We start from the raw sequence: 23,513 nt of genomic DNA, 5'->3' as shown, positions 1-23,513 counted from the left end.
AGGAACTCAAATGACGGTTAAAACTCGTTTTGCTCCTAGCCCAACTGGCTATCTACACGTTGGTGGTGCGCGTACTGCACTTTACTCTTGGCTATACGCTAAAAACCAAGGTGGTGAATTCGTTCTACGTATCGAAGATACAGACCTTGAGCGTAACTCTCAGGAAGCGGTTGATGCAATTCTTGAAGGCATGGAATGGCTAGGCTTGGAGTGGGATGAAGGTCCTTACTACCAAACTCAACGTTTTGACCGTTACAACGAAATGGTTGATAAGCTTCTTGCTGAAGACAAAGCTTACAAATGTTACGCGTCTAAAGAGCTGCTAGATGAAATCCGTGCAGAGCAAGAAGCAAATAAAGAAATGCCTCGCTACGATGCTAACCATCCAAAAATCAAAGCAGCAAACGAAGCGGCAAAAGATGGCGATCCATGTGTTATCCGTTTCCGTAACCCGAAAGAAGGCAGCGTAGTATTTGATGATCAAATCCGTGGTCGCATTGAAATCCGCAACGATCAAATGGATGACCTAATCATTCGTCGTACTGACGGTTCACCTACTTACAACTTCTGTGTAGTAGTGGATGACTGGGACATGGGTATCACTCACGTTGTTCGTGGTGAAGACCACATCAACAACACGCCTCGTCAAATCAACATCTACGAAGCACTAGGTGCGCCAGTACCAACATTTGCACACTGTGCAATGATCCTGGGTGATGACGGCGCGAAACTGTCTAAACGTCACGGCGCTGTATCAGTCATGCAATACCGCGATATGGGTTACCTGCCTGCGGCACTAAACAACTACCTAGTGCGCCTTGGTTGGTCTCATGGTGACCAAGAAATCTTCTCTCAAGAAGAGATGATCAATCTATTTAGCCTAAACGCAGTATCTAAGTCAGCGTCTGCTTTTAACACTGACAAACTGCAATGGTTGAACAACCACTACATCAAGAACTCAGATCCTGCGTACGTTGCTGAGCATCTACAATGGCATCTAGATCAACAAAAACTAGACGTAACGAATGGTCCTGCTATCACTGACGTGATCAAGCTAGTGGGTGAGCGTTGCAACACGCTAGTTGAGCTAGCTGAGCAAATCCGTTACTTCTATGAAGATTTCTCTGAGTTTGAAGCGGGCGCAGCGAAGAAACATCTACGTGGCGTGGCTAAAGAGCCTCTAGAACTTGCATTAGCGAAAGTGGAAGCACTAACTGAGTGGACGACAGCTAACATCAAAGATGGCGTTATCGCAGCAGTATGTGAAGAGTTGGAAATCGGCATGGGCAAAATCGGTATGCCATTACGTGTTGCTGTAACAGGCGGCGGTCAGTCTCCTTCTGTCGATGCAGTAATGGAGCTGGTTGGAAAAGAGCGTTGTATTGCTCGCATTAAGATGGCGCTTGAGTTCATTGCTGAGCGTGAAGCAAACGCATAATTGCTTTGAACTGAACGTTCTTTTGAATAAATAGTCACAAAGCCGCGGTGAGCAACCGCGGCTTTTTTGTATCTTCAATTTAGATAACGAGAAACTTTCTCTCATATTGGTGAATGAAGAGATGGTTTCACCTGTAATTTACCTCAATATGGATAAGATTTTTTAATCCAAATATCGTTGGCATGAATAAAAAACGAGCGATTATATATCAAATATCTGATTGATTTTTATCCATGTTCCTTAAAGTTCCATTTTGTTTGTCTCATTTTTAAGAAAAACCTTTGCTTTAGCTATGTTGTTCCAAAAAATAAAGCAAACGTTTGCGTCGTGATTGCGTGGGGATTTTTTTGCTTAAGATCACATGTTGTCGAGATTTTTGATGACAATAAATTGACAGAATTGGGATTTTTCTCGCGATTTCTTAGCGTTATAGTTCATCCCGTCAGCGATACCGAGATGGCGATATGTATCACTGAGCAGGAAATGTACGTAAGTTGCTTCCATAAAAAAAATGCATGTGCATAAAAAGAAGCTGACTAAGTATCTCACTCAAGGAATGAATAAAAAGAATTGAAATACAACGTCAGTCAGACGGCGCATTTCGGCATCTAACAAAAGAACTTCTTTAGAGGAATCAATAATGAAAAAATTAGCAGCGGTAATTTCAGCGTCTCTACTTATGGCTTCAGCAGCACAAGCAGAAGTATACGTTGGTGGTAAGATGGGTAAGTCATGGATGGAAGACGCGTGTGTAGCGGGCCAGGCTTGTGACAAAGACGATTCTACTCTTGGCGCTTTTGTTGGTTACGAAATGAATAAATACTTCGCAGTAGAAGCGGGTTTCGACAACATCGGTGATTTTAACCAAACTTCTTTCGGTGGCCACGTAGAAGCGATCACTCTTGCTCCTAAATTTAGCCTACCAATCACTGAAGACATCGCACTTTACGGTAAAGTGGGTGGCGCTTACGTAATGTTTGATGGCAAAGATGATTACTCTTACCTAGGCGCAGCTGGTCTTGAATTCAACCTAAGCCAAAACGTAACAGCTCGTGCGGAATACCAAACACTGACTGACATCAGCAACGATGTAACTCGTGCGACAGGTAACACTGCAACACTAGGTGTTTCTTTCAAATTCGGCGGCAACGATGAGCCAGTAATCGTAGAAGAGCCAGTTGTTGTTGAAGAAGTGGTTGTAGAAGAAGTGGTAGAAGAGCCAGTTGTAGTTACGAAAACATTCGAAACTCAAACAATTGGCACAGGTAGCTTCGATCTAAACAGCACAACTCTAAAACCAGAGAGCGCTGCAAAACTTGATAACCTAGTTGCTTTCCTAAACGAGCACCCACAAGCGAACGTTGAAGTTGTAGGTTACACAGATACGTCTGGTCCAGCAGCTTACAACCTAAAGGTTTCTGAAAAACGTGCTGAGTCTGTTGCTAACGCGCTCGTTGAAAAAGGTATTGATTCATCACGTATCCAAGCTCGTGGCGAAGGTGAAAACAACCCAATCGCTTCAAACGACACTCGTGAAGGTCGTCAACAAAACCGTCGCGTAGAAATCGTTGTTCCAGAATTTGAATACCAAGTTCAGCAATAAGCTCCTATTCGACCGTAGTATAGAAGACTGAAGCTGAAAGCCCCAAAGAGTTCGCTCTTTGGGGCTTTTTATTTCTCTTTAAAAACTGACTGAAATGTTCAAAGTGGCTAGGTATTACTTAAGATCAATGCTGTTTAAACGCCCCATAAATGTCAGGATCTCCAAGTTATCTTTATGTGCTTCTAACAACGCTTTTTTGGTTTGCATGTAGGCGGCAAGTTTGCCGTACTTACTAATAGAGCGAACCACCGTTTTATATTTATACTCACCGTCATCATTGAACTCTCGCCACTTGGCGATGTAACACGTATCTCGGTTGTCAGGGTTTTCAAGAGTAGGGTTAGGCTTGTGAACGATTTTAGGCTCAACGCTATGTGGAAGCCTGGTCATTAGGTAAGGGTCTTTCAAAAGACGTCGCCAGAATTTGCCCCACATTTGCCGGCCTAACTCGTTTCTCAGCTTAATGGCTTTTTGTAAGCCTTTCTTTTCTCCAATACGAACAAATCCTACCGAGCGGTGTAGTACCGTATCCTCGGGGGTATGGATATGTATCTTAAAGGCTGTCTTGCCTTTAGAAATAAAGCGGTGTCCAGTGTTAGTTATTAAATTGCTCTTAGACATAGTGCTAACTAATAATTTTATTAATAGCTAAAAGGGTAAGCAAAACTCATAGATAATTAAAGTAATAAAATACAAAACTGTAAATAGGGCTTGTTGAAATGATTTCAAGGGGAAGAAGTCAGATCAGTAGAAGGCTTTATCCCGTAACCGAAACACCCGATCCGATCATATTGATTACTGGGAAGATTATCTAACACGGTGTACTAGGGGGAGCAGTGCGAGGCTTGAAATTGAAGATACAAAAAAGCCTTAGCTCAAGTGGGAGCTAAGGCTATGATATGGCGCCCCCAGTAGGATTCGAACCTACGACCTGTCCCTTAGGAGGGGACTGCGCTATCCAGCTGTGCCATGGGGGCGTAATACCAATAGTTGCAGTTCATTGCACTGTTTTACTGAGTTCAAATCTAGCAATCTACCAGATCTGTATCAGCATCACGTTGAACGATTCGCTACGGTCATTGGTATAATCAAATAAGATGCGCTGCCTATGATATTCAAAAGTGAGCATATCTCAAGACTTAATGTTTGCTTTTATAGGATCTTGTTCATTACGTCGCCAATTTGAACGCTAGATGCTAAATTTGGCTGATCAATCGTCAGTTCCGCTTCGTGTTCGTATATGCGTGATACCGTTAATGTAATTTCGCTTTGCGAGACTTTGTTTCTTGGCAATCCATTTTGGTCGATAAACGACGCGGTGTGCCAAAGCTGCAATTTGTCTCCCTCTTTTACGCCGTGCATACGGCCGAGATCCATCGTTACGGTATTACCGAAGACTGCCACAACCTCTGGCAGTGTAATTTTGCAAGACAGCTCCGACTCCAGATCCAACATAATATTGCGACTAACGCGAAGCATCATCTCGCCATAGGTCGATGCCCAAAAACGTGCACTACGAGTGTCCACTTGACTCGTCTTAGCAAATGGCCAACGCGCGACCTCACGGTAGGCTTTGTTGAAGATTTCATGGCCAGTTTTACCATCAAATACTTTCATTTCCAATGCAAACTGACGATTGATGATGTCATCTTGCAATAGTTGAGATTCGACCGTTGCAGTGAGATCGGTGATGACCCCTCCAATGATGTATTGTGCGCCATTGTCTTGCGCGATCATTTGAGTGCGAGCAGGATAGTTGCTGCTTATTGAGTAGTCCGTTGTACCAACAGACACAAAGCTGCGTGAGGTTTGATCAAGTTGACGGTTCACTACGTGGCTAAAATCGTCACCAACTTGATAAATTTGTCCCATCACTGCTTGTTGTGGTGATGCGACCTCAATATTGCCGACCAGCATTGTCTTTTTGTATTGATCGGTGTGGCAACCCGTTGCCGATGGATAAATATCAACGCGGATTTTTACCTCGACTTTACCGCGACGTTTGCGTTCAGACTCGACCAAAATGTAACGGACTTCATGATTGGTAAACTGGTATTCGTTGCGGCTTTCTTCTAATAGCGGCATCAAGTTGCTAATACTGCCAATATCTGCGCCCGAAAAATTGACGGCTTTGAACAGCGCGTCTTCCAACGCATGGAGCCTTGCCGTCTCTTCTGAAGAAACGATGGTGGCAACGCCTGTGACTTCATACCAAGATGCCATTACCTTAAAAGGCACAAGCATCACTAAAGTGATTGAAAACAGACTGTTTAATATTTTTTTCATTGGTTACAACCGTTCGGGTATAAATATTGCTTTAACAAATTCAGTGAAGTTTGGTGGGTTTTTCTTCGTTAGGCAAACAAAGAAAAGCAAAGACTGTTCCAATATTCACTTTCTTGGAAAGGAATTAATAAAGAACGGTATCACCTAAGATTATCTGGAGAATCAAACCATGAAAAAGTGGCTTGTCGCTGCATCGATGATGACGCTTCTGACATCGTGCGCGTACTCACCGATTTACAATGGTAAAGAACCGTACTCGGGAAGCCAGTTCATGCTGATGGATAGTCCGCGTCATACGATGGACTTTTTCATTGAGAGCATGACAGAAGACCTGATGGTTTCTAATGTGGCAGTATCAGCGCGGACACCGATTGCGATTACCTCGTTTGTTGATCTACAAAATATGGATGCAACAAACTGGTTAGGTAACTCGGTCTCTGAAGGTTTTATCCATCAGTTTCAGCGCCGAGGGTTTAAAGTGGTTGATTTCAAAACTACGGGCTCTATTCAAGTGACGCAACAGGGCGATTTTGCTTTAAGTCGTGATTGGCAAGATTTAGCTCAAGAGCAGCAAATTCAGTATGTATTGACCGGAACGATGCTGCGCCAAGAGGGGGGAGTGCTTGTCAATGCACGCGTGGTTGGCATGCAAAGCCGTGTAGTTGTAGCGACAGCGCAAGGTTTCCTTCCGGCTGACCGTATTGGGCGTGACTTAGATACGTTAAATAGCATCCGCACACAAGATGGTGTGTTGATTCGTTCTGACCCTACCATTCGTCAGCCGTACACTGTGATTCTCCGTCCATAGGATAGAAGTATGAAGAAGTTATTATTTATTGTTGCCACACTGATATTGGTTGGGTGTCAGCCATTACAACAGATGCGTCAAGATGAAATCTTAGTGGCGGTGGGCTACGCCAGCGTCAGTGAGCAAACAGGCCGCACAGTAGAAGAAAAGCGTGTACGAGCAATGCGCGCATCAAAAATTGATGCTTATCGTGAGCTAGCAGAGCAAGTTTATGGCATGCGTGTTAGTGGACGTGCAGAGCTGCAAGACCAGCGTTTGGGTATTGAAAGCACCACTGGTGCCGTCGATGGTGTAATTCGTGGTGCAGAAGTTGTGCGTAGTTATCTTGTTGAAGACAGTTATGTGACTGAGCTGCGTCTGGATATCCGTAAGATGGATAAGCTACGTGATTATGGAGAAGTTCAGCAGGTGCCTGAGAAGCGTCAGCAAACCTTGTTTTAAACCATTTCACTAGACAGATAATCTTTTTGAGCGGCTTATTGGTAACAATGAGTCGCTTTTTTATATCTACGTGAGCGCGGGAATTGAGGGTAGGAGTGACGTTTAAGCTTTTATATTGGTGCCAAGCGTCGAGATGGTGTGGGTTTTTCCGCCCGCATTGTAGGTCATGCCAACTTTGCCATGAGTTCGCTGAAGCATGTTGTTGAGTTTATTGAAGCTCAGCTGTGCGCGACTAAGCGATTCGCCATTTACTTGGTTAACTTGTTGACAGTCGAGGACGATCGATTGGATTTGAGCAACAACCTGACTTAGGTGCTCATCTTCAGTAAGTTGATTGACGTGCGGGTGAGAGGCGATTCGCTGATCAGTTGTTCTGAGCTGATCAATGAGCGTCATCTTCTGTTTGGCAATGTTCTCAATCTCGGTAGAGACACGCGCCGTGATTGCTTGTGTTTCTTGGCGTAAAACAGCGGAAAGTGCCTTAGCATTTTCTAGCTGGAAATTAACGAGATCGACTAATGCTGCCATAAAATACTTACCTTCGGCCTAAGTCAGTTAGCTTTTGCCTTGCAATTCGTTTTCAAACTTAATCATGTTGTCAGCCAATTTTTCAGGATCGACTTTGTATGAACCGTTTGTGATAGCTTCTTTGATTGCTGCAACTTTGGCGCTGTCATATGCCGGAGAAGCTGCCATATCCTTCTGGAGTTTACTGACGGCTTTACTTTGCTGGCTGAGTGATACTACGTCTTGTTGCGCTGGCGCCTTTTTTGATTCTGTCGTGCTGGTAGCATTGGAATCGTTACGTGCAGGTGCGCGACTTGTTGTCGTCATCATTTGCCCTGAACGTATATTATCTATACCTGCCATGTTTAACCTTTGCCTTGTATCGTAATACTGGTATCCAGACTATCGACCAGCGCAAAAATAACTTTAGTCATTTTTTGCATTTTTATTGATCAGTTTAAACACGCTACCAGTGGGTATTAAAAATTAACAGTGATTTCCGCAATGTCAGTCACTATGCCTTCTATTATACGTTGTGACTTATCATTTTTCACTCTTACTTGATCGCCAGCTGAACCATCCTGCAATGCTGTGCCTTGCGTTGTGATCGTCATGCCAGAATTCACCGCTTTGATAATGACCTTTTCATTTCGGCATACCACACAAACATCATTTCTCTCTACGACATCGCCTAAGCGAACATTACGCTTTAGCTTTGCCCCAACCACTTGATCGTAGCTAGAAAATCCATCTTTACGAAAGCGCTGTAGCTCGATCATGGAAGTGGTAACATCCGATGCGCTGACGATTTCTCCTCTCCCTAGTGTTCGTGTCGCGACGATCATTGGTACTGATACCGAGATCCTCACAGGGACATAGACTTTCCAGTCATCCGGTTGGCATTCCACTAACACATTGATGTTACTTCTCGTGCTGCTGGTGGAAGAGGCAGATGTATCTAACGGAACAGGGCAATCCGTTGCTTTTATTCTCGAGTCGATCTCTGCCGCATTAACAGATAGCTCGCCACCATCAGGCTGATCAACCGTAGCAAGAATATGTTGTTCTGCTGCTGTTTTTATTTGCTCGATCTGATTATCTGAAGCTGAATGAACAAAAAAGCTAAACATACTGAGCAAAATGCCGATAGACTTAGCGTACTTTGTAATTAGCGCTCTACATATTGTCATAGTCAATGGTGTCGAAGTGAAAGTGAAATACGCCATACTGTCTCCCTGGTATCGTGCTTGCCAGTGGTAGAGTATCATTTAAAAACAAAAAGTTTGAGATGGAGATGAGCATATGACGGGGATTCTTGACTCGGTGAATCAGCGTACGCAACTCGTCGGTCAGAACCGATTGGAATTATTGACCTTTCGACTGATGGGCCGACAGCGCTACGGCATTAACGTATTCAAAGTGAAAGAAGTACTACAGTGCCCTAAGCTGACTTCAATGCCAAATCTACACCCTCTGGTTAAAGGTATCGCTCATATCCGCGGCCATACCGTGTCCGTTATTGATTTGAGCCTGGCAATTGGTGGCCGCCCAACCACTGATTTAGATAAATGTTTTGTTGTTATTGCAGAATTTAACCGTACGATCCAAGCATTTTTGGTATCATCGGTTGAGCGTATTATCAATATGCATTGGGAAGCGATTTTGCCACCGCCAGACGGCGCAGGTAAAGCGCACTATTTGACTGCCGTGACAAACATTGACAATGAGCTGGTTGAAATCCTTGACGTTGAAAAAATCCTGGCAGAAATTGCGCCAGTTGATGAAACGATGGATTCCGCTATTGGCGAAGAAATCGCACAAGCAGAGCAAGAAAAGCCTATTGTACGCCGCATACTGATTGCTGATGACTCGACGGTCGCGCGTAAACAGGTAGAGCGTGCGATTACATCCATCGGTTTTGAGGTCGTATCTGTCAAAGACGGCAAAGAAGCGTACAATAAGTTGATTGAAATGGCTCAAGAAGGCAATATCTACGATCAAATTTCGTTGGTTATTTCCGATATTGAAATGCCAGAAATGGACGGCTATACCTTAACGGCTGAAATTCGCAGACATGCCGATTTGAAAGACCTTTATGTTATCCTCCATTCTTCATTAAGTGGTGTATTCAACCAAGCTATGGTTGAGCGTGTAGGTGCCAACACCTTCATTGCGAAATTTAACCCAGATGAGTTGGGTAACGCGGTTAAATCTGCATTAACACAATAAAAGAGACATTAATGACTGCTATTACAATCAGTGATCAAGAGTATCGTGACTTTAGCCGTTTTCTAGAATCGCAATGTGGCATCGTGTTAGGTGATAGCAAGCAATACCTCGTGCGTAGCCGACTGAGTCCTTTAGTGACGAAGTTTAAGCTCGCATCGTTATCAGATTTGCTACGTGATGTTGTTACAGGGCGTAATCGAGAATTACGAGTCGCCGCTGTGGATGCGATGACGACTAACGAAACCTTGTGGTTTCGAGATACTTATCCGTTCACGGTTTTAGCTGACAAATTATTGCCAGAAGTAGCGGCAAGTAAGCGCCCAATTAAGATCTGGTCTGCTGCCAGTTCATCGGGCCAAGAACCGTATTCTATTGCAATGACGATCCTGGAAACGCAACAGCGCAAGCCGGGCTTGTTACCAAACGTGTCCATTACAGCCACAGATATTTCGGCAAGTATGCTCGAGATGTGTCGTGCAGGGGTGTACGACAACTTGGCTTTGGGTCGCGGGCTTTCACCAGAACGTCGTCGCACCTTCTTTGAAAATGCGGACGGTGGTCGCATGAAAGTCAAAGATAACGTCAAGCGTTTGGTGAACTTTCGTCCACAAAACCTGATGGACAGTTACGCACTGATGGGTAAGTTCGACATCATTTTCTGTCGTAACGTGTTGATTTACTTTTCTCCAGAAATGAAATCTAAAGTGCTTAACCAAATGGCGAGCAGTTTAAACCCTGGTGGTTACTTGCTGTTAGGGGCATCAGAGTCGCTAACTGGTCTGACTGATAAATTTGAAATGGTGCGCTGTAATCCGGGCATCATTTACAAGCTTAAATAGCGGTATCTCTTCATTGATAGAAAAGCCTGACTTCGTGTCAGGCTTTTTTGTTTGTTACCTTTCTGCGCCGAGCGCTTCATGTATCACTCAATTAGTTGAAGCGCGTTTTTGCCTTGTGCCCTCAACACGGTGTATCTTTATTAAGTGAGCAAAGTGATACGACATGACATTCCAGTTACTTTGGCTCACTTATTGCTATTTCAATTCACGGTAACCACTAGGTTGGTGTAATGCTTTAGGTTTTGGCATGCTAATTGCTTTTTGGTTATCAATCACGGTCAGTTCTTAATTGTAGAGGCAAACATGGCTATATCTTTTGACAATGCACTAGGCATCCACCAGCACACGGTGGGCGTACGTGAGCGCAATGCAGAGGTGATTTCCACCAACATCGCACAAGCAAACACGCCTGGTTACAAAGCAAGAGGTTTAGACTTTGCGAAGGAATTGCAAGCGGCAACATCTGGGGCAAGCATTGGTCTTAGTCGCACAGATGGTCGGCATATTCCTGCCACTACAACGTTGGTTGGGGACAAGTTATATCGTCTTCCTACGCAACCAGATACGGGAGATGGCAACACGGTAGACTTGGATTTAGAGCGTAACTTGTTTATGCAAAACCAAATCAGACACCAAGCATCACTCGACTTTCTAGGCAGCAAATTCAAGAACTTAACCAAAGCAATCAAAGGGGAATAATTTAGATGAGCTTATTTAACGTTTTCAATGTGACAGGTTCCGCAATGAGCGCTGAATCCGTTCGTCTGAATACTACCTCAAGCAACTTGGCGAACGCCGACAGTGTCAGCAGCTCTGCGAAAGACACTTACAAAGCGCGTCATGCAGTGTTTGGTGCAGAGTTAAGTAACGCCATGCGTGGCGGTGATACGGTGCCAGTGAAAGTGATGGGTATTGTAGAAAGTGATAAACCGCTGAGTGCGGAGTACAACCCAGACCATCCCCTTGCAAACGAAGAAGGCTACATTTACAAGCCTAACGTCAATGTAATGGAAGAAATGGCAAACATGATTTCAGCTTCTCGTGCATACCAAACTAATGTACAGGTCGCTGATTCTAGTAAACAAATGCTGCTGCGTACGCTGCAGATGGGTCAATAAGGATAAGGGGGTAGCGTATGGCCGGAATTAACAACGTTGGTCAAAGCGGCTTGTCCTATATCGACCAGCTTAAAAGTCTACAAGAGAGTAACAAGAAAGCGGAAGAGAGCACGGGTAAGCAGGATCTAAAACAGGAAGACTTCTTATCATTGCTCACGAAGCAACTGTCTCAGCAAGACCCTTTTAAGCCGGTAAGTAATGACCAGATGATTGCGCAAATGGCTTCATTTGCGACCGTTGATGGCATTGGCAAGATGAACACTCAGTTTGAGAGTTTGAATTCGTCAATGACATCAAATCAAGCGTTACAAGCTTCCTCTTTGGTAGGGCGTGACGTATTGGTCCCAGGAGCAGCAGGTGTGAAGCAGGACGACGCACCAATGGCGGCAATGGTTAAGCTTTCACAATCTATCGATAATCTGTTTGTTCGTGTAGAGGATGAAGCTGGCCAACTGGTTCGTACCTTTGAGGTAGGGGCGAAACCAGCCGGCGACACGCGTGTGCTTTGGGACGGTAAAGATGAAAGCGGAAATCCACTGCCAGCTGGCAAATACAAAGTGAAAGCGTCTGGCTTAGTTGAGGGGGAGTCGCAAGAGTTCCCAGTATCGACGTATGCCAACGTAAACAGCGTATTGCTTGGCAAAGGTGACGGAAACGTATTACTCAATCTGGCTGGTTTTGAATCGCCAGTTCGACTTGCAGAAGTATTGGAAGTCGGCAAAGCGTAGTCATAGCTCGCTAGATTAGGAGATTTTGGAATGTCATATGTATCTTTAAGCGGTTTGTCCGCCGCCCAACTGGATTTGAACACCACCAGTAACAACATTGCGAACGCCAACACTTACGGCTTTAAAGAGTCCCGTGCTGAGTTTGCTGATGTCTACTCTAACTCTTTATTTACTAACGCAAAAACCACACCGGGTGGTGGTGCACAAGCAAGCCAAGTGGCACAGCAGTTCCATGAAGGCTCTAGCATTTACACCAACAACCCAATGGATTTGCGTGTTTCGGGGACAGGTTTTTTCGCTGTAGCGAAAGAGCGTCTAACTCCACAACAGAATGAACTGACACGTAATGGTGCATTTCACTTAAATAAAGAAAACTACATGGTGACCGCGAACGACGAGTTCTTATTAGGTTACCAAGTGGACCCAAGCTCTGGTGAGGTTTCTTCATACGAGCCACAACCCATCAATATTCCTGCTGAATTTGGTAAGCCAAAACAAACAGCAAACATTGAAGTGGGTGTGAACTTGCCAGCGAACGGCGATTTGAAAGATCCAACGCAGTTTGATTTTTCAGACCCAGATACATACAACCGTTCAACCTCTTCGACAATTTATGACTCGATGGGTCAGTCTTACAAGCTAACGACGTATTACTTGAAAGATCAGACTCAGCCAAATACATGGAACACTTACTACACCGTGACAGATAAAGAAGGTGAAAAGCCTTTAAATGTTGCGGCTGGTGATGCGCAAACGCCAACAGGTCATGTGGGGCATACCATGAAGTTCAACAACGATGGTACGTTGGCGAGCTTGAACAATGGTCAGCCAATCACTTCTGTGGCTCTGGGCGATCCAGCGACGAATACGACACCAGTCGATATGAATGGTGCTGATCCTGCGCAGACGCTTAACTTCGGCTTAGGCTCAGCAACACAGTTTGCGGCTCCGTTCGAACTAACTAAGTTTGACGAAGACGGTGCAACAACGGGCTTCCTAACCAAAGTTGACTTCGATGAAAACGGCAGCGTATTGGGGACTTACTCAAACGGTGAAAACGTTACATTGGGTCGTGTTGCTCTCGTACGTGTTCCAAACGAGCAAGGTCTGGATAAGAAAGGCGGCACTCAATGGGATTCAACGCAGTTCTCTGGTGACAAGATCTGGGGTGAATCAAATAAAGGCTCTTTCGGCACCATCAATAACGGTATGCTGGAACAGTCAAACATTGATATGACTCAGGAGTTGGTGGACCTGATCTCTGCTCAGCGTAACTTCCAAGCAAACTCACGTTCGCTAGAAGTACACAACCAACTACAACAGAATATCTTACAGATCCGCTAGAGCACTAGCTGGGTCATTCGATACTCTGCTTGAGTAAGCAATGGCGTGTGGTTGCTTCTTAGTAATTACCGCTTTGTTCACTTTCATCATGACATTCATCTGATGCTTAGCCTGAATACACCTCACTCAGGCTAAGCATGCTTTGATCTACGATTTGCCGCTGTTGCCGCCGTATGGATCAAAACCTTGCCTCTCGTTACAGTTTTCTGCCTCTATTGACCTCTTTTAATAGTTTGTTATTAATTCAAGGTATTGATTAGTAAGTCTATTTTTATTTTGGCATAACTATTGCTTTTACTCCGTGTACAGAGAGATTTTTTGGAGTAATTTATGGATCGCGCACTGTTTCTCGCAATGAGTGGCGCCAAGCAAAATATGCAGGCACTACAATTGCGCGCTAATAACTTGGCTAACGTAAGCACGACCGGATTTCGGGCTGATTTAGCACAGGCTCGCTCAATGCAGGCTTATGGTGAAGGCCATCCTTCACGTGTATTCAGCATGACAGAGCGTCCAGGGCATAACTTTGCTCAAGGTAGCGTGATTACAACAGGGCGTGATCTGGATGTGACGATTGAAGGCAGCGGTTGGATATCGGTACTCGATCACACAGGGAAAGAAGGGTTGACCCGTAACGGCAACCTAAAAGTCGATCAAAATGGCATGCTTACCAACGCAAGTGGTCATTTGGTGCTGGGTGAAAACGATGCGCCGATTACTTTGCCTATTCCTCTCTCCAAAATTGAAATCGGTCGGGATGGCACCATCTCTGTGCTTCCTCAAGGTGCCCCGGCAGAAGAATTCCAAGCGGTTGATCGCATTAAGCTTGTTAAGCCTAATGACCAAAGCTTGTTTAAAGACACCAATGGCTTATTTCGCCATAAAACTCCAAACCAACCTTACGAAGCAGACGCGACTGTTAGCCTCCAGACGGGAGCGATAGAAGGCAGTAACGTGAATGCCGTAGGTGAAATGACCGCATTGATTGACTTACAACGTCAGTTTGAAATGCAAGTCAAGATGATGAGCACAGCTGAAGAAATGGATAAATCTTCAGATTCACTGCTTCGTATGAGTTAACAGAGTTAGAGGTTCACTATGCATCCAGCACTATGGGTAAGTAAAACAGGTCTAGACGCCCAACAAACCAACATTGCCACGATTTCGAACAACTTGGCGAACGCCTCTACTGTCGGCTACAAAAAGAGCCGTGCAGTATTCGAAGATTTGTTCTATCAGAACATCAACCAGCCTGGCGGCCAGTCATCTCAGAACACGGAACTGCCAAGTGGCTTGATGCTAGGTGCGGGTTCTAAAGTGGTTGCGACGCAAAAAGTGCACACGCACGGCAATGCACAGACAACGACCAACGCACTGGACATGATGGTGGAAGGCGACGGTTTTTTCCAAGTGACATTGCCGGACGGCAACATCGGTTATACCCGTAACGGTCAGTTCACGCTCAATGGTGAAGGCACGTTAGTCACGTCGGGTTCTGGCTACCCTGTAGAGCCTGAAATTGTGATTCCAGAAGATGCGATTTCTATTACTGTCGGTACGGATGGTGAAGTGTCGGTTCGCGTCCGAGGTCAGCAAGACAACCAAGTCGTTGGTCAGCTAACCATTACAGACTTTGTTAACCCGGGTGGCCTAGAGCCAATTGGTCAGAACCTTTACTTACCAACGGGTGCCAGTGGCGATCCACAAGAGGGTGTTCCTGGTTTGGACGGTTTGGGGGAAATTCGTCAATCCATGCTGGAAGCGTCCAACGTGAATGTAACAGAAGAGTTGGTCAATATGATCGAAGCCCAGCGCGTTTACGAAATGAACTCAAAAGTGATCTCGTCAGTCGATAAGATGATGAGCTTCGTTAACCAGCAATTGTAACGATTAAGAGCAAGATTTGAGGAGCTCACGATGAAACGTATTTGCCTACTCGCTTTGATTGCTACGATGTCGGGCTGTGCCATGTTGGAACCGATTGAAACGGATGAAGTGACACAAGCAACCACTGTGGTCGACGCAGTAGAAGGCGATAAATCGAAAGAAGAGAGCAGCGGTATTGTAGATACTTTACGTGGTAGAAGCGATCCGGTTGCTGGCGACCCTGCTTGGGCTCCAATTCATCCGAAAAACAAACCTGAGCATTACGCTGCTGCAACAGGTTCGTTGTTTAGCGCCGAGCACATTACCGATCTATACGACGATTCTAAACCACGTGGTATTGGCGACATTATTACCGTAACACTGGATGAGACAACCAGTGCGACGAAAAGCGCAAATGCCGATTTATCGAAAACCAATGAAGCGCAAATGGACCCGCTTCAAGTGGGCGGAGAAGAGCTGCAAATTGGCGGAAAATATAATTTCTCTTATGACCTAAACAACTCCAACTCATTTGCAGGTGACTCTTCTGCAAAACAGAGCAACAGCATCAGTGGTTACATCACTGTTGAGGTGATCGAAGTACTGGCAAACGGCAACCTCGTGATCCGCGGTGAGAAGTGGATGACGCTAAATACGGGTGATGAGTACATACGTTTAAGTGGCACTATTCGTCCGGATGATATTAATTTCGACAACACCATTGCATCAAATCGCGTTTCTAACGCAAGAATTCAGTACTCTGGCACTGGTTTGCAACAAGATATGCAAGAGCCAGGCTTCTTGGCACGATTCTTTAATGTAGCGCTATAACACGCCGTGCTGACGGCAATTTGACTGCAAGAGATAAGTAAGCATGAAAAAACTCCTTTTAGTACTGATGAGCGTTGCTCTGTTTTCTACCGTAGCCCAAGCCGCACGTATCAAAGACGTCGCGCAAGTGGCAGGTGTACGAAGCAACCAACTCGTGGGTTATGGTTTGGTTTCAGGCTTACCGGGTACGGGTGAAGCGAACCCGTTTACAGAGCAAAGTTTCGCCGCCATGCTGCAAAACTTCGGCATTCAGATGCCGCCGGGCACAAAGCCAAAAATTAAAAACGTTGCCGCAGTCATGGTTACGGCAGAGTTGCCGCCTTTCTCTAAACCGGGTCAGCAAGTGGACGTGACTGTCTCTTCCATCGGAAGTGCTAAAAGTTTGCGTGGTGGTACGCTACTACAAACGTTCCTCAAAGGTCTCGACGGTCAAGTTTACGCGGTTGCTCAAGGTAACTTAGTGGTGAGCGGCTTCAGTGCTGAAGGCGCTGACGGTTCTAAAATCGTAGGTAACAATCCAACCGTTGGTCTTATCTCTAGTGGTGCGACAGTAGAGCGAGAAATTCCAAACCCATTTGGTCGTGGTGATTACATCACGTTCAACTTGCTTGAGTCAGATTTCACAACGGCTCAACGTATGGCGGATGCTGTAAACAACTTCCTTGGCCCACAAATGGCGAGCGCTGTTGACGCGACATCAGTGCGCGTGCGTGCTCCTCGTGACGTCAGCCAGCGTGTTGCGTTCTTATCGGCAATCGAAAACCTAGAGTTCGACCCAGCAGATGGTGCAGCCAAAATCATCGTTAACTCTCGCACGGGCACCATCGTAGTTGGTAAGCATGTGCGTCTTAAACCAGCAGCAGTAACGCACGGCGGCATGACGGTTGCGATCAAAGAAAACCTGAATGTTAGCCAACCTAACGGCTTTTCTGGTGGGCAAACCGTAGTCGTACCAGACTCGGATATCGAAGTCAGCGAAGAGCAAGGCAAAATGTTTAAGTTCGAACCAGGCTTAACGTTGGATGATTTGGTCCGTGCCGTGAACCAAGTCGGGGCTGCGCCTTCGGACTTGATGGCAATTTTACAAGCATTGAAGCAAGCTGGTGCCATTGAAGGCCAGTTGATCATCATTTAATGGTTAGGAGGTAGGTATAATGAACAATCCTAACGACATTGGTTTTATCCATGACATCAGTTCTCTGGATACTCTGCGTCAAAAAGCAGTGAAAGAGGGAAAAGATGGCGAGCAAGAAGCATTGCATGCGGCTGCTCGTCAGTTCGAATCGATCTTCACCTCCATGATGTTGAAATCCATGCGTGAAGCCAATGAGGGCTTTGAGTCCAACATGATGAACAGCCAAAACGAGAAGTTCTACCGACAAATGTTGGATGAACAGATGGCGAGTGAATTGAGTTCGTCTGGTTCAATGGGACTGGCCGATATGATTGTTAAGCAATTAACGGCTGGGCAAGGGAACGACAAAAAAGAAACGGCTATGCGTGATGCGGCAAACAATGCTGCGGAATATCGTCGTGTTGACCCGAAAAAAGCGCGCGAGATTGAACAGCGCTTGATTGAATCTGGTCAACTATCTCGACCAAGCAATGAACCCACTCGATTCGATTCACCAGAATCCTTTGTTAACTCGATGAAGCCATACGCGGAGAAAGCTGCGAAAGCCCTAGGTGTCGAGCCATCTTTGCTACTTGCGCAAGCCGCTTTGGAAACGGGGTGGGGACAAAAGGTCGTGAAGAACGCGCGTGGCAGCAGCAACAACTTATTTAATATCAAAGCAGATCGAAGCTGGCAGGGTGACAAAGTGACGACTCAAACTTTAGAGTTCCACGATAACACGCCAGTGAAAGAGACGGCAGCGTTTCGCTCCTACTCAAGTTACGAAGACAGCTTTAATGACTTTGTACGATTTTTGAATGACAACCCACGTTACGAGACAGCATTGCAGAAACGCGGAAATTCAGAGTTGTTTATTCGCGGTATCCACAGTGCGGGTTACGCGACCGATCCGAATTACGCAGATAAAGTCCTGCAGGTGAAGGATAAAATCGAAAGTATGTAATGTCTCTGCGACAATTTATGACGTTCTCGAAGGCTTGCCATAGTGCAAGCCTTCACTTTATCTGAACATCTACGCCTTTCTATCACTTGGCACATCTTTTGCTTTTAATGTGTCTAGGTGATCGGTTTTGCCGATTTATATTTCGTTTTCGGGGGCATGTATGGCGTCAGATCTTCTGAATGTAGGTACTCAAAGTGTGCTTACTGCTCAGAGACAATTAAACACCACTGGTCATAACATTTCTAATGTTAATACAGAGGGTTATAGCCGTCAGTCTGTTATCCAAGGCACGAATGATCCGCGCATGTTTGGTGGTTCTACCTACGGCATGGGTGTGCATGTGGAAAATGTTCGCCGCTCGTGGGATCAGTTTGCCGTGAATGAACTGAACCTGTCGTCGACCAACAATGCCAACAAAACGGATACCCAAGACAATCTTGATATGCTCTCTAGTATGTTGAGCTCTGTGGCATCGAAGAAAATTCCTGAGAACCTGAATGAGTGGTTCGATGCGGTAAAAACCATGGCAGATACCCCGAACGATTTAGGGGCACGAAAAGTGGTATTGGAAAAGGCGAAAATCTTCTCTGATACATTAAATGATTTCCACGAAACCGTGCGACTGCAATCTGATGTCACCAATAAAAAATTGGATATGGGCATTGAGCGCGTTAACCAACTTGCGTTGGAAATTCGCGATATTCATCGACTGATGATGCGTACTCCCGGCCCACATAATGACCTGATGGATCAGCATGAAAAGCTGGTTACTGAGCTGTCAGAGTACACCAAAGTTACCGTAACCCCACGCAAAAATGCGGAAGGGTTTAATGTTCATATCGGCAATGGACACACTCTTGTTTCTGGCACGGAAGCAAGCCAGCTTAAAATGATCGATGGCTATCCGGATGTTCATCAAAGACGATTAGCAATGGTGGAAGGGAATGGCATTAAAGCGATCAAGTCTGATGATATGGATGGCAAAATCGGCGCTTTACTTGAAATGCGCGACAAACACATCCCACAACTGCAAGATGAAATGGGCCGTTTAGCAACGGGCTTCTCCTACAAAATTAATCAGCTGCAATCTCAAGGTCTGGATCTCAACGGTAAGATAGGTAAAGACGTATTTACTGACGTGAACTCTGAGCTGGTGGCAAAATCTCGAGTTTTTGCTGCGCCTGACTCTCAAGCTGATGTTGCGGTTTACATCGAGGACATTTCCGCGATCAAAGGTGGTGAATATTCGCTGCGTTATGATGGCGACCAATACAGCGTGACAACACCGAAAGGTGAGCAAATGTCGTTGAACATCGACCGTTCGGATTCGTCGTTTGTTCTGGATGGTATGAAAGTGCAAATTGGTGAAGGCCTTGCCGCCGGTGAGCGCGTATTGCTACGCCCAACGAGAAGTGGTGCAGCCATCATAAAGATGGAAACCAATGACGCAAAAGCTATTGCCGCACAAAGTTATGAAGCCTCAACCACTTTTGCCCAAGGTAACGCCAAGTTTAAAATTCGTGAGGCGGGGGATGTTAAAGAGTTTGAGGTTACCGTACAACCAGCCGACGAGAAGCATGATAAGCCGTGGTTAAAGATCACGGATAACAAGGGTAATTTACTATCGGACAAATACTCATACCCGTTAGATAAAGATAACCCGATGATTGAAATCTCAGTGCCGAAAAGCCATCCGCTGTATAAAAACGGCGATGCAACCGTGTTTGAGTTGAGCGAAGGCGCACTGATGAATGATAAATTCACCGCAAACTTGGTGCCTTCTGAAGGTGGTAACGGCAACTTGAGAAAAATGCAGAAGATCCAAACAGACAAGATGATGGATGGAAAATCCAGTACCTTGATCGATGTTTATCATAACCTCAATACCGAAGTTGGACTGAAGTCTTCTACAGCAAACCGTTTAGCCTCCGTCGCTCGTTTAGAGCATGAAGCGGCGCAAGAGCGCGTTGCTTCTATTTCTGGTGTTAACCTCGATGAAGAAGCGGCCAACATGATGAAGTTTCAACAAGCGTACATGGCTTCATCACGCGTGATGCAAGCGGCGAATGATACCTTCAATACCATTTTACAACTGAGGTAAGGAGAAGAGATAAGTGCTAACCCGAATTTCTAGTTTCCATAACTATCAGTCCGTACAAAATGATCTGCGCCGTCAAGAGAATAAGGTTCACCACAACCAAGAGCAGCTTGCTTCAGGGAAAAAGTTACTGAAACCTAGTGACGACCCCCTCGCTGCGCATTACATCCAAAACATTAGTCAGCAACAAGAACAGCTACAACAATATCTTAGCTCGATAGTGTTGGTGCGTAATCGTCTAGAAAACCACGAAGTTAATATCGCCAATGCGGAGAATTTTGCCGACGAGTCGAAGCGCTTAACGATGGAGATGATTAACGGTGCCTTTTCTGCTGAAGACCGACAAGCAAAGAAGCGTGAGTTAGAAGAGATTGCGAACAACTTCCTTAACTTAGTGAACTCGCAAGATGAATCTGGTAACTACGTGTTTGCGGGCACTAAGCCAAAAAGTCAACCATTCTATCGCGATAAAGACGGTAGTGTTCAGTACGCTGGAGACGATTATCAGCGCAAAATGAAAGTCTCTAGCATGCTTGAGATGCCAATGAACGATCCTGGCAGCAAGCTGTTTATGGAGATACCAAACCCATTTGGCGACTATCAGCCGAATTACGATCTACAAAACGGCTCTGAGCTGTTGCTAAACAAAGCCACTAACGTTGACGCGAAGGATGATGCGGCGTATCGCGTGACATTTGTCGATATGAATAACGGCAAATTTGGTTACCAATTAGAGCGCAACGGTAAGGTAGTAGATGCCGATGAGTTTTCTCCAGAGAAAGGGATTGAATACAAAGGCCTGAAAGTGCACGTAAAAGGCCAAATTACGCCTGGTGACAGCATTGAGATCGAAAAGCGGGCAGAGTTCAGCATTTTCGATACCTTCAAGGATGCAATGGCATGGTCAGACAAATCGGTTTCGGATACGTCGGCGACCGCCAAATTGCACCAAATGACAGAAGAATTCCACGCTGCTTTTATCCATTTGAATAAAGCGCGTACAGATGCCGGTGCTCGATTGAGTACGCTGGATATCCAAGAGCAAAATCATGAAGACTTTAATTTGTCTCTGGCAAAAGCGAAGAGCAACTTTGAGGACTTGGATTACTCCAAAGCCGTGATCGAGTTCAGTGAAAACTCGCGAGCGTTACAGGCATCGCAACAAGCATTCGGTAAGACCAAAGATCTAACGTTGTTTAACTACATCTAGTATGACACTCATACACATTGTCTGATTTTGATGCCTTATGTGCAAAGCCTTAAGCGCGATAAGTCGACGTAACCTGGGAGTCTGAGATGTCATGCGGCACGATTTTACCCAAAGCGGCAATGATGCGGGAGGCAAGTCGGGCGGCAACAGGGCAGCGTTCAATACTCTTGGGCTAAGATGAGTCTGACAAACCGGAAATAGCTTAATGATAAAGCTAACTTATTGTTTATTTGATTCTTTTAAAAGTGGTTAAATAATTTACGAAAGTTGGCACACAAATTGTATTGAAAATATCAGAACAGATTTAGAGATTCTAAACCCTGCGTTTAAGGCAGATTTAGCAAGTAACTTTTACGGTCAGTGCTTATCCAAATGAGAGTAAAGCTGGCCGCTTCGCAAAAGCTTGCGAACTCAACAGGAGAGCAAAATGGCTGTAACAGTTAGTACTAACGTCTCCGCGATGACCGCGCAGCGTTACCTAAACAAAGCGACTGATGAATTAAACACGTCGATGGAGCGCTTATCTTCAGGACATAAGATTAACAGTGCAAAAGATGATGCGGCAGGTCTACAGATCTCTAACCGCTTAACTGCACAGTCTCGTGGCCTAGATGTCGCAATGCGTAACGCGAACGATGGTATCTCGATTGCACAAACCGCTGAAGGTGCGATGAATGAGGCAACCTCTGTCATGCAACGAATGCGTGACCTTGCGATTCAATCATCGAACGGTACTAACTCTCCAGCTGAGCGTCAGGCGATCAACGAAGAGTCAATGGCATTGATTGACGAGCTAAACCGTATTGCAGAAACCACTTCATTTGGTGGTCGTCGTCTATTGAACGGCTCATTCGGTGAAGCAGCATTCCAGATTGGTGCGAGCTCAGGTGAAGCAATGATCATGGGACTCACCAGCATTCGTGCGGACGATACTCGCATGGGCGGTGTGACCTTCTTATCTGAAAATGGTAAAGATAAAAACTGGAGCGTTGACCCAGCTAAATCTGACTTGAAGATCACGCTACCAGGTATGGGTGAAGACGAAGACGGCAATGTTGATGATCTAGAAATCAACATTAATGCCAAAGCGGGCGACGACATCGAAGAGCTTGCCACTTACATTAATGGTCAGTCTGATATGATTAATGCGTCTGTAAGTGAAGATGGCAAGTTGCAAGTTTTTGTCGCGCATCCAAACGTTCAGGGCGAGATTTCCATTTCTGGTGGATTAGCATCTGAGCTTGGCCTGAGTGATGAACCTATCAGAACGTCAGTACAAGATATTGATATGACCACGGTACAAGGTTCTCAAAACGCGATTTCTGTGCTGGATTCGGCACTGAAATACGTAGACTCGCAACGTGCAGACTTAGGTGCGAAGCAAAACCGTTTGAGTCACAGCATCAACAACTTGGCGAATATCCAAGAAAACGTTGACGCATCGAACAGCCGAATTAAAGATACAGATTTTGCGAAAGAAACCACGCAAATGACCAAAGCACAAATTTTGCAACAGGCAGGTACATCGATTCTTGCTCAAGCGAAACAGTTGCCAAACTCTGCAATGTCACTATTGCAGTAGTTTACTTAGCCTGTACTCAATACATTCAGACGTGGATGGGAATGCAGGCTTTTGGCAAGCAACTTTACAATAGAATGAGCGGCTCTCTCATCTCTCACCTGCCAATCATTTTCAATGTAAAGTTGCACTCGGTATGCCGGAAATGTGTTCATTTCTCTTGATCTCCACATAGGCTCTGGCGACCAACCTAGCCCCAGTTCTCTCAAAGGAAAAGGGGCTTTTTCTTTTCTAATTTTCACGTCTATCGTCTGCGAACTTACCTTTAATTGTTTCCTTTTGCTGGTTTTCTATACAATTTAGCCCTCTCGGCTCGATTTGTGGAAACTTGAGCACTTTTTCTTACTTTTCTTCAATTTTATTAGCTAAATCTCGCAATGTTATTTTTTTAAACTTTTTTCTAAAGCTTCTGAATTTGGTGTCGTTAATAGAGGTAACTTTGAGAGAACTACTTGGTTTTCCGAGACGTCGGAAACCGCTACACCGGAAAATCAATTGGAGAAATCACCA

General features: G+C 45.2%; 23 protein-coding genes and 1 tRNA gene. 18 read left to right on the top strand and 6 right to left on the bottom strand.

The window, feature by feature from the left end:
* The first annotated feature begins 10 nt into the window (after positions 1 to 10).
* On the top strand, positions 11 to 1,438 hold the full coding sequence (gene gltX, locus R7Q38_RS20275) for a glutamate--tRNA ligase (protein ID WP_005384075.1): 1,428 nt from the start codon (positions 11 to 13) through the stop codon (positions 1,436 to 1,438).
* A gap of 640 nt (positions 1,439 to 2,078) precedes the next feature.
* Positions 2,079 to 3,041 carry an OmpA family protein gene (locus R7Q38_RS20270; RefSeq protein ID WP_006743033.1) on the top strand — a complete coding sequence of 321 codons (963 nt, stop codon included), beginning with the start codon at positions 2,079 to 2,081 and terminating at the stop codon, positions 3,039 to 3,041.
* A 114-nt stretch (positions 3,042 to 3,155) separates the two neighbouring features.
* Here the strand turns inward: R7Q38_RS20270 and R7Q38_RS20265 are convergent, their stop codons facing one another.
* From R7Q38_RS20265 to R7Q38_RS20255, 3 genes are all read right to left on the bottom strand, one after another.
* Positions 3,156 to 3,662: a hypothetical protein gene (locus R7Q38_RS20265; RefSeq protein ID WP_005382011.1), complete on the bottom strand. Its 507-nt coding sequence runs from the start codon at positions 3,660 to 3,662 to the stop codon at positions 3,156 to 3,158.
* A gap of 279 nt (positions 3,663 to 3,941) precedes the next feature.
* A tRNA-Arg gene (locus R7Q38_RS20260) sits at positions 3,942 to 4,018 on the bottom strand.
* 175 nt (positions 4,019 to 4,193) lie between these two features.
* Entirely contained in the window at positions 4,194 to 5,327 is a 1,134-nt protein-coding gene (locus R7Q38_RS20255; RefSeq protein WP_005382012.1) for a flagellar assembly protein FlgT, read from the bottom strand.
* A gap of 169 nt (positions 5,328 to 5,496) precedes the next feature.
* Here R7Q38_RS20255 and R7Q38_RS20250 point away from each other — a divergent pair, with 169 nt between their 5' ends.
* Together R7Q38_RS20250 and flgP are read left to right on the top strand one after the other, a co-directional pair.
* Positions 5,497 to 6,135, top strand: coding sequence for a FlgO family outer membrane protein (locus R7Q38_RS20250; RefSeq protein ID WP_005382013.1), 639 nt, complete (start codon positions 5,497 to 5,499; stop codon positions 6,133 to 6,135).
* Between the two features lie 9 nt (positions 6,136 to 6,144).
* On the top strand, positions 6,145 to 6,576 hold the full coding sequence (flgP, locus tag R7Q38_RS20245; RefSeq protein ID WP_005382014.1) for a flagellar assembly lipoprotein FlgP: 432 nt from the start codon (positions 6,145 to 6,147) through the stop codon (positions 6,574 to 6,576).
* A gap of 102 nt (positions 6,577 to 6,678) precedes the next feature.
* Here the strand turns inward: flgP and R7Q38_RS20240 are convergent, their stop codons facing one another.
* From R7Q38_RS20240 to flgA, 3 genes are all read right to left on the bottom strand, one after another.
* Entirely contained in the window at positions 6,679 to 7,104 is a 426-nt protein-coding gene (locus R7Q38_RS20240; RefSeq protein ID WP_005382015.1) for a flagella synthesis protein FlgN, read from the bottom strand.
* A gap of 27 nt (positions 7,105 to 7,131) precedes the next feature.
* On the bottom strand, positions 7,132 to 7,446 hold the full coding sequence (gene flgM / locus R7Q38_RS20235) for a flagellar biosynthesis anti-sigma factor FlgM (RefSeq protein WP_238854657.1): 315 nt from the start codon (positions 7,444 to 7,446) through the stop codon (positions 7,132 to 7,134).
* A gap of 116 nt (positions 7,447 to 7,562) precedes the next feature.
* Positions 7,563 to 8,309 (bottom strand): flagellar basal body P-ring formation chaperone FlgA, encoded by a 747-nt coding sequence (gene flgA / locus R7Q38_RS20230; protein ID WP_005382020.1) that lies wholly within the window; start codon positions 8,307 to 8,309, stop codon positions 7,563 to 7,565.
* Between the two features lie 76 nt (positions 8,310 to 8,385).
* On the opposite strand from flgA, the gene R7Q38_RS20225 reads away from it, so the two are divergent.
* The 14 genes from R7Q38_RS20225 to R7Q38_RS20160 all read left to right on the top strand — a co-directional run bounded on the left by R7Q38_RS20225 (position 8,386) and on the right by R7Q38_RS20160 (position 23,006).
* Entirely contained in the window at positions 8,386 to 9,312 is a 927-nt protein-coding gene (locus tag R7Q38_RS20225; protein WP_005382022.1) for a chemotaxis protein CheV, read from the top strand.
* An 11-nt stretch (positions 9,313 to 9,323) separates the two neighbouring features.
* On the top strand, positions 9,324 to 10,151 hold the full coding sequence (locus R7Q38_RS20220; RefSeq protein ID WP_005382024.1) for a CheR family methyltransferase: 828 nt from the start codon (positions 9,324 to 9,326) through the stop codon (positions 10,149 to 10,151).
* Positions 10,152 to 10,454: 303 nt separating this feature from the next.
* Complete coding sequence (gene flgB / locus R7Q38_RS20215) at positions 10,455 to 10,850, top strand: flagellar basal body rod protein FlgB (protein WP_005382026.1); 396 nt, start codon at positions 10,455 to 10,457, stop codon at positions 10,848 to 10,850.
* A gap of 5 nt (positions 10,851 to 10,855) precedes the next feature.
* Positions 10,856 to 11,269, top strand: a complete 414-nt coding sequence (flgC, locus tag R7Q38_RS20210) for a flagellar basal body rod protein FlgC (protein WP_005393132.1) — start codon at positions 10,856 to 10,858, stop codon at positions 11,267 to 11,269.
* 17 nt (positions 11,270 to 11,286) lie between these two features.
* Complete coding sequence (gene flgD / locus R7Q38_RS20205; RefSeq protein WP_005382029.1) at positions 11,287 to 11,997, top strand: flagellar hook assembly protein FlgD; 711 nt, start codon at positions 11,287 to 11,289, stop codon at positions 11,995 to 11,997.
* A gap of 30 nt (positions 11,998 to 12,027) precedes the next feature.
* On the top strand, positions 12,028 to 13,341 hold the full coding sequence (gene flgE, locus R7Q38_RS20200; protein ID WP_005382030.1) for a flagellar hook protein FlgE: 1,314 nt from the start codon (positions 12,028 to 12,030) through the stop codon (positions 13,339 to 13,341).
* 330 nt (positions 13,342 to 13,671) lie between these two features.
* Positions 13,672 to 14,421, top strand: a complete 750-nt coding sequence (gene flgF, locus R7Q38_RS20195) for a flagellar basal-body rod protein FlgF (RefSeq protein ID WP_005382031.1) — start codon at positions 13,672 to 13,674, stop codon at positions 14,419 to 14,421.
* A gap of 18 nt (positions 14,422 to 14,439) precedes the next feature.
* On the top strand, positions 14,440 to 15,228 hold the full coding sequence (flgG, locus tag R7Q38_RS20190) for a flagellar basal-body rod protein FlgG (RefSeq protein ID WP_005382032.1): 789 nt from the start codon (positions 14,440 to 14,442) through the stop codon (positions 15,226 to 15,228).
* Positions 15,229 to 15,258: 30 nt separating this feature from the next.
* Entirely contained in the window at positions 15,259 to 16,038 is a 780-nt protein-coding gene (gene flgH, locus R7Q38_RS20185) for a flagellar basal body L-ring protein FlgH (RefSeq protein ID WP_005382033.1), read from the top strand.
* A gap of 43 nt (positions 16,039 to 16,081) precedes the next feature.
* On the top strand, positions 16,082 to 17,173 hold the full coding sequence (locus R7Q38_RS20180; RefSeq protein ID WP_005393118.1) for a flagellar basal body P-ring protein FlgI: 1,092 nt from the start codon (positions 16,082 to 16,084) through the stop codon (positions 17,171 to 17,173).
* A 16-nt stretch (positions 17,174 to 17,189) separates the two neighbouring features.
* The gene (gene flgJ / locus R7Q38_RS20175; RefSeq protein WP_042522768.1) at positions 17,190 to 18,116 is read left to right on the top strand and encodes a flagellar assembly peptidoglycan hydrolase FlgJ; all 927 of its coding nucleotides are present in this window, start codon (positions 17,190 to 17,192) and stop codon (positions 18,114 to 18,116) included.
* A gap of 160 nt (positions 18,117 to 18,276) precedes the next feature.
* Complete coding sequence (gene flgK, locus R7Q38_RS20170) at positions 18,277 to 20,217, top strand: flagellar hook-associated protein FlgK (protein ID WP_065274248.1); 1,941 nt, start codon at positions 18,277 to 18,279, stop codon at positions 20,215 to 20,217.
* A gap of 13 nt (positions 20,218 to 20,230) precedes the next feature.
* Entirely contained in the window at positions 20,231 to 21,424 is a 1,194-nt protein-coding gene (gene flgL / locus R7Q38_RS20165) for a flagellar hook-associated protein FlgL (protein ID WP_005382037.1), read from the top strand.
* A 427-nt stretch (positions 21,425 to 21,851) separates the two neighbouring features.
* The gene (locus R7Q38_RS20160; protein ID WP_005382038.1) at positions 21,852 to 23,006 is read left to right on the top strand and encodes a flagellin; all 1,155 of its coding nucleotides are present in this window, start codon (positions 21,852 to 21,854) and stop codon (positions 23,004 to 23,006) included.
* The last annotated feature ends 507 nt before the right edge of the window (positions 23,007 to 23,513 follow it).

It is taken from the genome of Vibrio sp. Vb0598 (assembly GCF_033338935.1).
Taxonomy (GTDB): domain Bacteria; phylum Pseudomonadota; class Gammaproteobacteria; order Enterobacterales; family Vibrionaceae; genus Vibrio; species Vibrio alginolyticus.
This window is presented reverse-complemented; position numbering and strand designations above follow the sequence as displayed.